Genomic DNA, 11,145 nt, shown 5'->3' with positions numbered 1-11,145 from the left:
GCGAAAGCCTGGCGTCTTCGCCATGCGATGGTGTGGAATTGCACCATTGGGAATCATGTCATGTCCAGCCCCAGGCTGATCCTCGTCCACGAGCCGGAAAAGGCCTGCCTCGAGCGGCTCCTCGCCGATGGCCACGCGCCGGAGCGTGCCGCCGAAATCGTTTCTTACCTGGCGCAATCGACCGATCTCGCGCATGAATTCGACGCCCTCGCTTCTGCCTTCAATCGGCGCGATCTCGGCTTCGCGGCGGTGGAGCTGGACGATGCCGCCGATATGCTCGCCAAGGCCGACCCGGCCGCCACGCTGGTCTGGACGCTGACCGACGGCATCGCCTATTTCCGGGGCGGCGCGGCGCCTGCACTTGCCAGGCTGAACGGCCTGAAGGCGATCGGCGCCGAGGATTCGCTGTTCGCGCTCTGCCAGGACAAGTTCCGCTCCGGCGCCGTGCTCGGCGCGCTCGGCTTGCCTGTGCCGCGGGCCGGCCTGGCGCGCAACGGACAATGGCTGGTCGAGCCGCCGGTTTCCGCCGCCGGCTGGTTCGTCAAGCCGAACCGGCTCGGCGCCAAGATCGGCATCTGGCCGGATTCGCGCTGCGGCGATCTCGGCCACGCGCTGGAGCTTAGCCGGCGTGTTTTCACCGCCTATCGCGACGACGTCGTCGTCCAGCCCTATGTCGGCGGCCGCAATGCGCGCGCCAGTTTCCTGGGCCTGAGGCCGGACACCGGCGTCGAAGCGCTCGGCGTCGCTTTCGTCGAGTCCGGCGGCGATTTCCAGACCATGGAAGACAGCCTGGCGCTTTACGGCGAGACCGGCGAGGCGGCGAAGGCGGCGGGCAAATACGCCGAGCCGCTTCTGCTTCCGGTCGCCGAAAGCCAGCCGCTCGCCGATGCAAAAGTCCGCGCCATCGCCGAACGGCTGATGAGCGGGATCGGCCTGCGCGACGTGTTTTCCATCGATTTCAGGATCGAGCCCGACGACACCGTTCACCTCATAGAATTCGAGGTCTGCCCCGGCCTGCCTTGCTTCGATTTCCGCGCCTATTGCCGGTCTCAATGGGGCTTGGAGCTTGCCGACGCCATGGCCGAAACCGCGGCGAACCGAATGACCCGTTAAAGCGCGGCAAGATTGCCTGCCGTACGCTATCCCAAAGGCATTCGCTCGAATGCCTGCAAGGAAGGATCTATCCTGTCCCAGGCATGGCCGCGGATGGCATATGTGACCACCTGCGGATTGAACTGGCCGGGATCGTCAAGGCTGGTCGCGTGAACCGCTATCAGGTCCGGCCTTGCGACCTGCGTCAGGTAGACCGGCGTTCCACAGGTCGGGCAGAAGGCGTGGATCTTTTCGTTGCCGCTGTCGCCCGCCACCCGCCAGGTGCTCGCTTCGCCCGTGATCGTCACATCGGCTCGCCGGGGGAAAGTCAGATAGGAGCTGTGGCCCGTGCCGCTTCGCTTCTGGCACTCGTGGCATTGGCAGTGGTTTTGAAAGATGGGTTCGCTGCTCGTTTCATAGCGGATCGCACCGCATGCGCATCCGCCGCTATAGCGTTTGGTCATTGTCGTTTTCCCGCAGTCGGATTTGCTGGTCAGGCCGATTTCGGCTTGGCGAAAATATCGATGCCGCTGCCGGTTTCCAGGAAGGATTTCATGCTGGACAGCACCGCCGGCCATCCCTGGCTGACGCCCTTCGCCATGCCGCTGCCGGCTTCGAGTTCGTTATGGCTGACGGTCAGCCGCACCATCGTGTCGTATTCCTCGATGGCGAACGTCACCCGGCTGTATTTCGACGGATCGTCGGCCTGCGAAGCGTTTGCCCAGGTCATCACGAGACGGGTCGGCGGCGAGATCTCGACGACCTTGCCGACCAGTTCGACGGTGCGCTCGTCGTTGGCGCGGATATGTTCCCATTTCGATCCCGCCTTCCAGTCCGAGACGTTCTCATGGCCCCAGTAACGCCGTGCGATGTCGGGCCTGGTTATGGCCTCGAACACTTTTTGCGGCGTCGAGCGGATGTAGGTCACGTAGACAAAGCTGGTCGTCTCTGCGGTCATTTGTCTTCTCCTTCGAGTTCCTGTTTCAGGTCGTGCAGCAGGCTGAGCCGCTGGCGTTCGAATTTGCGCACCCAGCGCTCGTAGACCTCGTGCAGCGGCACGGGATTGATAAAATGCAGCTTCTCGCGGCCGCGTTTGACCGTGCTCACCAGATTGGCCGCCTCCAGCAGGTCGATGTGTTGGGTGGCGGATTGCCTGGCCATATCGAGATGTTCGCAAAGCTGGCCCAGCGTCTGCCCGTTCTTCTCGCACAGAAGATCAAGCAGCCTTCTGCGCGTCGGGTCGCCCAGCGCCTTGAAAACCTTGTCCGCGTCCATTGGGTTCACTCTGATGTGAAGCCATAATATGCAGGTAAATACCTGCATGTCAACCTGCGATCGGCCGGCATCAAAATTACCCCGTGTAAGGGCTGTTCGGACGCGATTGCTAAAGGGATTATGCGTCAGCCATGTCGTGGCCGTTGTCGAACGACTGTGCCGGTTGTCACTCAAAGACAACCGGTCGGGGCGCCGCCTGCTGGGCCAGGCTGCGGGATGTGAACCTCAGGACTCGTGCAAAGGCCGCGGCCGGCACTGATGCCGGCCGGGATAGCCTCAGACGCCCTCGACCAGCACGATCTCGCCGTCGGCGACCTTCTGGCGAATGGCGGCGGCGCGCTGGTATTCAGGTGAATGGTAGCAGTCATGCGCGGCGGCAAGCGTCTCGAACTCGATGACGACGTTGCGCGCGCGGCCGGCCCCTTCTGCCTTCTCATGCTCGCCGCCGCGCGCCAGGAATTTCGCGCCGAAGCGCTCGAAGGCCGGCTTGGCGGCGGCGACATAATCCTTGTAGCCTTCCGCGTCGCGCACATCGACGCGGGCGATCCAGTATCCCTTGGGCATCCTTCTTCTCCGAAGCCGTTCGTTGGAAATTATGCCGAGCGCATTTCGTCGAGGATGGCTTCAGCCGCCGCGCGTCTGTCCGCCGCGGCGACGATCGGGCGCCCGACGACCAGATGGCTGGAGCCGCTGCGGATGGCATCCGCCGGCGTCATCACGCGCTTCTGGTCGCCATGGTCGCTGCCGGCGGGGCGTATGCCTGGCGTCACCACCGCCATGTCGGGCCCGACGATGCGGCGCACCGCCTCTGTTTCCGCGGCCGAGCAGACGATGCCGCCCATGCCTGCATGCAGCGCCTGTTCCGCGCGCCGCAGCACCAGCGTGTGCGGGTCGTATTCATAGCCCGCGTCGATCACGTCCTGTTCGTCCATCGAGGTCAGCACGGTGACGGCAAGCAGGCAAAGCTCGCTGCCTCTCGCCGCCTCCACCGCCGCCCGCATCGTCTTTGGATAGGCATGCAGCGTCAGCATGGTCATGCCCATCTTGACGATGTTCTCGACCCCCTTGGCCACCGTGTTGTCGATGTCGAGCAGCTTCATGTCGAGAAAGATCTTCTTGCCCCCGCTGGCGAGCTCCTTTGCGAAATCGAGCCCGCCGGCGAAGGCGAGCTGGTAGCCGATCTTGTAGAAGGAGACGACGCCGTCGAGTTCGCAGACCGCCTTCTCGGCCTCTTTCAAGCTCGGCACGTCGAGGCCGACGATCAGCCTTTCGCGCATTGTGTCGGTCTGCATGGCGTTGGCGATCACGGCTCGACCCGGGTCGACAGCATGCGCGAGGTTTCGATCAGCGTGCGGCATAGGTGCTCCATGGTTCGGTGCAGTCGTTCGTCCTTGAAACGCCCGTCCTCGTCGAAGGCGTTGCCGCCTTCCGGCACCGAGCATTCCGGCGTCACCACCTCCATCTGGCAACGCACCAGCACGGCGCGCAGATGGTTGATGCAGCGTATCCCGGCGAAGTGTCCGCTGGAAGACGAACTGAGGCCGGCGACCTTGCCGGCAAACGGCCTCACCGCACGGCCGCCATCCTTGCGCACCCGGCTCACCCAGTCGATCGTGTTCTTGAGCAGCGGCGGAATGGAGCCGTTATATTCGGGCGTGGCGATCAGCAGCCCGTCATGGGCAATGATCATCCGGGCAAGTTTCAGGGCGTTTTCGGGGACGCCTTTTTCCTTCTCCAGATCCTCATCCATGATCGGCAAGGGATAGTCGCCAAGCGAGATGCGAGTGACCTCGGCGCCTTGCACCGCAAGTTCCTTCTGCGCCACGTCGGCGGTCCTGCCACTGAAGGCCCCGGCCCGGACCGAGCCGGCAAAGACGAGGATTTTTGGGATCACTGCCATTGGCCAACCTTGTTCCCGGACAGGTACAGCCAGAGCCCGCTCAAATCAATGCAGATCAGGCAAAGCGTCATCCCCGGGCTTGCCCCGAGGATCTGCCAACGCATCCAAGTCAGACATTTTCGTCCCAATGCCCACCGCATCTGATACCGCTATGCGGCAGATCCTCGGGACAAGCCGCAGGATGACGACTTTCGAAGACATTCGCGGTCGGCTTCGCAATCCCTAATGCGCCTCGCGCCGGTAGATCCACAGCTGCGTCGGCGGGATGTTGCGAATGATGAAGTCGAAATGCTTGACCGTATAGTCGCCGCGGCCGGGCGGGATCGGCGACATCGGGCCGTAGGTCAGCTGCACGATCGGCCGGCCGGCCGGAATGCGGTCAAGCAGGCTTTCGATATAGGCGATGCGCTGGGCGACCGGGAAGTTGAGCAGCGGCACGCCCGAGACCACCGAATCGAACATCATCCCGCTCTTGTCGCCAAGCGTGGCGTTGAGATCGAAGGCGTCGCCCTCGATGACGTTGACGCCGGGATAGAGCCGGCGCAGATGGCGCACGAAATCGGTGGAATATTCGACCGCGTAGAGGTTTTCAGGCTTCACGCCCTGGGCCAGTATGGCGCGGGTGATGACGCCGGTGCCGGGGCCGACCTCGAGCACGGGCAGGCCGGACTTCGGGTCGACGATCGAAGCCATCTTGCGAGCGGTGATGGAGCTGGTCGGCACGATCGAGCCGACCGTCTTCGGCTTGTCGATCCAGCCCTTGAAGAACTTCAGCTCGTCGTCGAACTTTTCGGCAAGCGCCTTCCGCAGTCCCGGACCACGTGTCATGCAAGCTCTCCTCAGCGCTCCCCTGAGAGCTACTTAACACCTAAGCCGCCCAAGGCAAGGCAGGGTCATGCCTATGTCGTGGATAAGATAGTTTTCGTCGCGTCTAAAAATGCGCGCCTACTGCGGTTTTCACGGCGCGTGTTGGCCGCCCGGCAGGTGAGGCGCAGCGCCGACACCGGCAAGGCAAGCCACACGCGCACAGGCCGTCGATCAACGCTCGCCGAACGACTCGAAAAAGTCCTTCATGCGGGCGAAAAAGCCGCTCGACTGGGGGGAATTGTCCTGTGAGGAGAGCTGTTCGAATTCCTCCAGCAGCTCGCGTTGGCGGCGCGACAGGTTCTGCGGCGTCTCGACCGCCGTCTGGATGTAGAGGTCGCCGACATTGGGCTGGCGCAGCACCGGCATGCCCTTGCCCTTGAGGCGGAACTGGCGGCCGTTCTGGGTGCCCTCCGGCACCTTCACCTTGGTCTGCGTTCCGTCCAGCGTCGTCACCTCGAACGAGCCGCCAAGGGCGGCAGTCGTCATCGAGATCGGCACCTTGCAGTAGAGGTCGGCGCCGTCGCGCTGGAAGAATTCGTGCGGCTTGACCGCGAGGAAGATGTAGAGGTCGCCCGACGGCCCGCCGCGCAAGCCGGCTTCGCCCTCATTGGCAAGCCGGATGCGGGTGCCGTCCTCGATGCCGGCTGGGATGTTGACCGACAGCGACCGCTCCTCGGTGACGCGGCCCTGGCCGGCGCATTTCGGGCACGGATCTTTGATCGTCTGGCCGCGGCCCTGGCATTGCGGGCAGGTGCGCTCGATGGAGAAGAAGCCTTGCGTGGCGCGCACCTTGCCGTGGCCGTTGCACATCGAGCACGTGACCGGCTGGGTTCCGGGCTTGGCGCCGGTTCCCGAGCATTCCGAACAGGAGATCGAGGCCGGCACGCGGATCTGCGCGGTCTTGCCGGCAAACGCCTCTTCCAGTGAGATTTCCATGTTGTAGCGCAGGTCGGCGCCGCGCTCGCGGCCGCCGGAAGAGCGGCGCTGGCGGCCACCCATCATGTCGCCGAAAATGTCCTCGAAAATGTCGGCGAAGCCGCCGGCGCCGAAGCCGTGTGCGCCGCCGTTCATGCCGCCCTGCTCGAAGGCCGCGTGACCGAAACGGTCATAGGCCGCGCGCTTCTGCGGATCCTTCAGCGTCTCGTAGGCTTCGTTGATTTCCTTGAACTTGTGCTCGCAGGCATGGTCGCCCGGATTGCGGTCGGGGTGGAACTGCATGGCGAGCTTGCGGAAAGCGCTCTTCAGTTCCTTGTCGTCGGCACCCTTGTGCACGCCCAGCGTCTCGTAGAAATCAGCTTTCATTTTTTCCCGCTGTCCGGATGCTCAACGTCTTCATGCAGTGTTGCGTCGTTTGCCGGCACGTTGCCACGATTTAGGATCGGCGCAGCCCGGATGCTAGGGCCGGTGCGGAGCTGTTCGTGCTTTTCGACGATTTTTCCGCACTTTTTCTGCCAGGGTTGCAAAAAAGCCCGGCTTTGCGCCGGGCTTTCCGCTTTATCTTGCCGTCAGCCGGTTCAGGCCGACTTCTTCTTGTCGTCGTCCTCGTCGATTTCCTCGAAATCGGCATCGACCACATCCGAGTCCTTGGCGGCGTCCGCCTTGGCATCGGCTTCCGCCGCTTCCTTCTGCGAGGCCTCGTACATGGCCTGGCCGAGCTTCATCGAAGCCTCCGCGAGCGCTTGGCTCTTGGCTTCGATTTCCGCTGCGTCGTCACCCTCGGTAGCGGTCTTCAGCGCCGCGATCGCGTCCGATATCGCCGTGCGGTCGGCTTCCGAGACCTTGTCGCCATATTCCTTCAGCGACTTCTCCGAGGAATGCACCAGCGCCTCGGCCTGGTTGCGGGCCTCGACCAGCGCGCGCCGCTTCTTGTCGGCGTCGGCATTGGCTTCGGCATCCTTCACCATCTTCTCGATGTCGGCGTCCGAAAGGCCACCCGAGGCCTGGATGCGGATTTGGTGCTCCTTGCCGGTGCCCTTGTCCTTGGCCGAAACGTTGACGATGCCGTTGGCGTCGATGTCGAAGGTGACCTCGATCTGCGGCACGCCGCGCGGGGCCGGCGGAATGCCGACCAGGTCGAACTGGCCGAGCGCCTTGTTGTCGGCGGCCATTTCGCGCTCGCCCTGGAAGACCCGGATGGTCACGGCCGACTGCGAATCCTCAGCCGTCGAGAACACCTGGCTCTTCTTCGTCGGGATCGTCGTGTTGCGCTCGATAAGCCGGGTGAACACGCCGCCCAGGGTCTCGATGCCGAGCGACAGCGGGGTCACGTCGAGCAGCAGCACGTCCTTGACATCGCCCTGCAGCACGCCGGCCTGAATGGCGGCGCCGAGTGCGACGACCTCATCGGGGTTGACGCCCTTGTGCGGCTCCTTGCCGAAGAACTGCTTCACGATTTCCTGGATCTTGGGCATGCGGGTCATGCCGCCGACCAGCACCACTTCGTCGATCTCGCCCGCCTTCAGGCCGGCATCCTTGAGCGCCGCCTTGCACGGATCGATGGTGCGCTGGACGAGGTCTTCGACCAGGCTTTCGAACTTGGCGCGCGTCAGCTTCAGCGTCAGGTGCTTGGGCCCGGTGGCGTCGGCGGTGATGAACGGCAGGTTGATCTCGGTCTGCGTCGTCGACGACAGCTCGATCTTGGCCTTCTCGGCAGCCTCCTTGAGGCGCTGCAAGGCAAGCTTGTCGTTCTTCAGGTCGATGCCCTGTTCCTTCTTGAACTCGGCCGCCAGATATTCGACGAGGCGCATGTCGAAATCCTCGCCGCCGAGGAAGGTGTCGCCATTGGTCGACTTCACCTCGAACACGCCGTCACCGATTTCGAGCACCGAAATGTCGAACGTGCCGCCGCCAAGGTCATAGACGGCGATGGTCTTGCCGTCCTTCTTGTCGAGGCCGTAGGCGAGGGCAGCCGCGGTCGGCTCGTTGATGATGCGCAGCACTTCGAGGCCGGCGATCTTGCCGGCGTCCTTGGTCGCCTGGCGCTGGGCGTCATTGAAATAGGCGGGAACGGTGATGACCGCCTTCTCGACCTTCTCGCCGAGATAGGCTTCCGCCGTTTCCTTCATCTTCTGCAGGATCATGGCCGAGATCTGGCTGGGCGACTGCTTCTTGCCGCCGGCCTCGACCCAGGCATCGCCATTGTCGCCCTTGACGATCTTGTAGGGGACAAGCTTCTTGTCCTTTTCCGTCACCGGATCGTCATAGCGGCGGCCGATCAGGCGCTTGACCGCGAAGATGGTGTTTTCAGGATTGGTGACCGCCTGGCGCTTGGCCGGCTGGCCGACGAGACGTTCGCCGTCGCCCGAGATGGCGACGATGGAAGGCGTCGTGCGCGCGCCTTCCGCATTCTCGATCACCTTCGGCTCCTTGCCGTCCATGATGGCGATGCAGGAGTTGGTGGTGCCGAGATCGATACCGATTACTTTTGCCATTTTTCTAGTCTCTCCGCTAAGCAGGCTCTCAGGACCCGTAAGGCGTTCCGACGAAAGCCCCTGTTCACAAGAAATCCCGTTCGGCAACCGCTGTTGCGGCGCCGGACGGCTTGGCGCGTATATAAGAACAGGCGGCATCGGGCGCAAGCATTCTGCGCAAGGCTTCCACCATCCTCGACAGCGGATGGCGAAACGGCCCGATTACGCCTGCGCCCGAGGCATCGCGTCCGCCCGCTTCGCGACGTGTGAAAGAATAGCCGGGCCCCACAGTGAACCTTTCCGCCTCCGCGTGCGACTGACGCTCAGGCGCCGCATGATGCGGCCACGGGAAAGGAGCCACCATGACCAGCACCCCAGGGACGCCATGGCCTCCCCGACCAACAGGAGCTCGGCGCGACCATCGTCTTCGCGACAGGGTCGATGCGCTTGGCTTTCCGCTGGTTCCGTTGACCCTGCACAGGAGCAGGCGTATCGTAATTATGAGGAAAGCAGACAATTCGATCGGGGACGAACGTGCTGGAACGCCGCGCCTTGCGCTGGTTTGCGCGGCAGGATCGGTTGGTTCTCCGTTAGACTTCGGGGGGAGTTCCATGTCTCGCGATCACCGCCGGTTCGCGCCCTCTCGTGCCGGCCGTTTGGGCGGCGTGGCGAAGGCCGCCAGCGCCTTTCTTGTCCTGGCGCTGACCGCCGGCCTATGGCTTGGCGGCCCCGCGCGGGCGCAGGAAACCCGGATCATCTATCCCGGCTCGATGGCGGTCACCGGCTTTTCCGGCACCGTCATTCCCGATTTCGACTCTTCAGATTCCGAAAAGGGGGGCCTGCCGCCCGGCGTCGATCCAGTCGACGAGACCTTCATCGACACGGCGCGAGCCACCTTGCGCGTTTTCGACGTTTCAAGCCTGGGCGGGCCGGCCTCCGGCCAACTCGTCCACACGCCGCCGCCTTTCGAGGTGACATCAGGCCAGATCGGCCAGGTGTTCGGTCTCACTTATGATGACGGCATGCGTGATGGCGTCCCGTCAGGCATTCCCAATCTCTATGCCGGCGCCACCTCGCTGCACGGCATTCGCATCGTCACGCCTGACGCCGACGATGACAGCCGTCCGGAGCGGCAGCGCCGCGGCATGGCAGGCGCTGCCTTCATGGAGGGCCAGTTCGGCACCGAGAACGGCGGCGGGCCGGGCACCATCTGGAAGGTCGACGGCATCACCGGCCAGGTCGCCAAATTCGCCGACATCGACACCAACAGCGGGCCCGGCATCGGCAATCTCACCTTCGACCCCATCCACCACCAGGTCTTCGCCTCCGACCTCGATACCGGTCTGATCCATCGCATCGACGCCAATGGCGCGCTGGTCGACACGTTCGACCATGGCGTCGCCGGGCGCCCGGCGCATGGCCTGGCTCCGGTCACCGACGATGGCGCCGTCATGGACATACAGGGCGCGGCCTTCGACACGGAAGACCCCGAGACCTGGGGCTACACCCAGGACGAGCGCCGTGTCTGGGCCGTCGCCTATCATGGCGGCCGGCTCTATTATTCCGTCGGCGAGAAGGTCGAGATCTGGTCGGTGGGCATTGCCCGCGACGGCCGCTTCGCCGGCGATTCCCGTTGGGAGCTGACGGTCAAGGCCGACAAGGACTATGCCGTCACCGACATCGCCTTCGACGATAGCGGCTTCATGTACCTGGCCCAGCGCGGCCCGGTCGAGAACCGCTACGACTACAGCCAGTTCGCCGATTCCGGCAAGGGCGAGGTCATCCGCTACTTCAGAGAAAACCCGGACGATCCGGCAACGGAATCGGTCTGGGTGGAAGCGCCGCAGGAATATGCCGTCGGCTTCCCGCAAGGTTTCAGGCAGTCGGCCGGCGGGCTGGACCTGCAATATGGCTACGACGCCGAAGGCGATCTCGACACCTCGGCCTGCACCCGGACGCTGGTCAACACTGGCGACAAATTGCGCGACAATCCGGCCCTTGCCGAGCGGCTCGCCGCTGGCGGGCCGCTCGCCGTGCACGGAGTGCAGATCACGCCCAGGGAACTGGTCAAGCCGGCCAATGTGCCGCCTTTCGGCTCCTGGTTCGTCGACTTCGACGGCTATTTCGAGGACCCGGAAGTGGAAGGCCATGTCGGCGACGTCGCCGTCTGGCATCCCTGCGAGGGCCGCGCCGGCTACTATGAGGAAATCCCGGGCGGCTATCTGCCACCGTTCTATCCGCCGGACTTCCCGCCGCCCGGCAACCTGCCCTCCTGTCTCGATGTCGACGATGTCAGGTATTTCTGCACGCCGCACGGGCTCGAGGCGGACCTCTACCTTCATGACCATGCCGGCTTCGGCGGCGATTCGATCAAAGCCCAATCCAGGACGCCAGGCGTCGGGGTGACCTCGCCCATGTCACATGCGCCGGGCAAGCCCTACACGATCGGCATCACCGGCCACCATCCGGGCGACACGGTCGATGTCGGGCTCTGCTTCTACAGGAAGTCCGACAAGGACAAGGGCGGCTACTACCCTTGCTGCAAGATGACCTTGCCGCTCAGAACGCCAGCCGTCAGCTGCGAACGCTGAGGAGGGGACG

11 protein-coding genes are annotated in these 11,145 nt (G+C 63.9%); 2 read left to right on the top strand and 9 right to left on the bottom strand.

The genetic code is table 11. The annotated features are described in order from the left end of the window. The first annotated feature begins 60 nt into the window (after positions 1 to 60). Positions 61 to 1,113 carry a D-alanine:D-lactate ligase-like protein gene (locus tag FJ443_RS01595; RefSeq protein WP_140662515.1) on the top strand — a complete coding sequence of 351 codons (1,053 nt, stop codon included), beginning with the start codon at positions 61 to 63 and terminating at the stop codon, positions 1,111 to 1,113. 26 nt (positions 1,114 to 1,139) lie between these two features. On the opposite strand, the gene FJ443_RS01590 is transcribed toward FJ443_RS01595, so the two are convergent. The 9 genes from FJ443_RS01590 to dnaK all read right to left on the bottom strand — a co-directional run bounded on the left by FJ443_RS01590 (position 1,140) and on the right by dnaK (position 8,565). Continuing rightward, positions 1,140 to 1,556: a GFA family protein gene (locus FJ443_RS01590; RefSeq protein WP_140514192.1), complete on the bottom strand. Its 417-nt coding sequence runs from the start codon at positions 1,554 to 1,556 to the stop codon at positions 1,140 to 1,142. A gap of 29 nt (positions 1,557 to 1,585) precedes the next feature. Further along, on the bottom strand, positions 1,586 to 2,050 hold the full coding sequence (locus tag FJ443_RS01585; protein WP_140514194.1) for an SRPBCC family protein: 465 nt from the start codon (positions 2,048 to 2,050) through the stop codon (positions 1,586 to 1,588). After that, complete coding sequence (locus tag FJ443_RS01580; protein ID WP_140491640.1) at positions 2,047 to 2,367, bottom strand: helix-turn-helix domain-containing protein; 321 nt, start codon at positions 2,365 to 2,367, stop codon at positions 2,047 to 2,049. The genes FJ443_RS01585 and FJ443_RS01580 overlap by 4 nt, the downstream gene beginning before the upstream one ends. Positions 2,368 to 2,643: 276 nt before the next feature. Then, positions 2,644 to 2,931 (bottom strand): DUF1330 domain-containing protein, encoded by a 288-nt coding sequence (locus FJ443_RS01575; protein WP_140491638.1) that lies wholly within the window; start codon positions 2,929 to 2,931, stop codon positions 2,644 to 2,646. 29 nt (positions 2,932 to 2,960) lie between these two features. Beyond that, entirely contained in the window at positions 2,961 to 3,674 is a 714-nt protein-coding gene (gene pyrF, locus FJ443_RS01570) for an orotidine-5'-phosphate decarboxylase (protein WP_181167606.1), read from the bottom strand. Beyond that, positions 3,671 to 4,267 carry an NADPH-dependent FMN reductase gene (locus FJ443_RS01565; RefSeq protein ID WP_140491631.1) on the bottom strand — a complete coding sequence of 199 codons (597 nt, stop codon included), beginning with the start codon at positions 4,265 to 4,267 and terminating at the stop codon, positions 3,671 to 3,673. The genes pyrF and FJ443_RS01565 overlap by 4 nt, the downstream gene beginning before the upstream one ends. A 222-nt stretch (positions 4,268 to 4,489) precedes the next feature. Continuing rightward, on the bottom strand, positions 4,490 to 5,095 hold the full coding sequence (pmtA, locus tag FJ443_RS01560) for a phospholipid N-methyltransferase PmtA (protein ID WP_140563748.1): 606 nt from the start codon (positions 5,093 to 5,095) through the stop codon (positions 4,490 to 4,492). A gap of 210 nt (positions 5,096 to 5,305) precedes the next feature. Continuing rightward, positions 5,306 to 6,436 carry a molecular chaperone DnaJ gene (dnaJ, locus tag FJ443_RS01555; protein WP_140491627.1) on the bottom strand — a complete coding sequence of 377 codons (1,131 nt, stop codon included), beginning with the start codon at positions 6,434 to 6,436 and terminating at the stop codon, positions 5,306 to 5,308. Positions 6,437 to 6,648: 212 nt separating this feature from the next. Further along, positions 6,649 to 8,565 (bottom strand): molecular chaperone DnaK, encoded by a 1,917-nt coding sequence (gene dnaK, locus FJ443_RS01550; RefSeq protein WP_140514198.1) that lies wholly within the window; start codon positions 8,563 to 8,565, stop codon positions 6,649 to 6,651. A gap of 341 nt (positions 8,566 to 8,906) precedes the next feature. Between dnaK and FJ443_RS01545 the strand changes: the two genes are divergently transcribed. Further along, positions 8,907 to 11,135 carry a hypothetical protein gene (locus tag FJ443_RS01545; RefSeq protein WP_140662513.1) on the top strand — a complete coding sequence of 743 codons (2,229 nt, stop codon included), beginning with the start codon at positions 8,907 to 8,909 and terminating at the stop codon, positions 11,133 to 11,135. The last annotated feature ends 10 nt before the right edge of the window (positions 11,136 to 11,145 follow it).

The sequence above is a fragment of the Mesorhizobium sp. B2-6-1 genome (assembly GCF_006440475.1).
Classification (GTDB): domain Bacteria; phylum Pseudomonadota; class Alphaproteobacteria; order Rhizobiales; family Rhizobiaceae; genus Mesorhizobium.
Note: the sequence above shows the minus strand (reverse complement) of the source record. Positions and strands in the feature narration are given on the sequence as shown.

Coding starts and splice junctions, on each gene's coding strand:
- FJ443_RS01595 (WP_140662515.1), top strand. CDS start 61: ATGTCCAGCCCCAGGCTGATCCTCGTCCACGAGCCGGAAAAGGCCTGC.
- FJ443_RS01590 (WP_140514192.1), bottom strand. CDS start 1,556: ATGACCAAACGCTATAGCGGCGGATGCGCATGCGGTGCGATCCGCTAT.
- FJ443_RS01585 (WP_140514194.1), bottom strand. CDS start 2,050: ATGACCGCAGAGACGACCAGCTTTGTCTACGTGACCTACATCCGCTCG.
- FJ443_RS01580 (WP_140491640.1), bottom strand. CDS start 2,367: ATGGACGCGGACAAGGTTTTCAAGGCGCTGGGCGACCCGACGCGCAGA.
- FJ443_RS01575 (WP_140491638.1), bottom strand. CDS start 2,931: ATGCCCAAGGGATACTGGATCGCCCGCGTCGATGTGCGCGACGCGGAA.
- FJ443_RS01565 (WP_140491631.1), bottom strand. CDS start 4,267: ATGGCAGTGATCCCAAAAATCCTCGTCTTTGCCGGCTCGGTCCGGGCC.
- pmtA (WP_140563748.1), bottom strand. CDS start 5,095: ATGACACGTGGTCCGGGACTGCGGAAGGCGCTTGCCGAAAAGTTCGAC.
- dnaJ (WP_140491627.1), bottom strand. CDS start 6,436: ATGAAAGCTGATTTCTACGAGACGCTGGGCGTGCACAAGGGTGCCGAC.
- dnaK (WP_140514198.1), bottom strand. CDS start 8,565: ATGGCAAAAGTAATCGGTATCGATCTCGGCACCACCAACTCCTGCATC.
- FJ443_RS01545 (WP_140662513.1), top strand. CDS start 8,907: ATGACCAGCACCCCAGGGACGCCATGGCCTCCCCGACCAACAGGAGCT.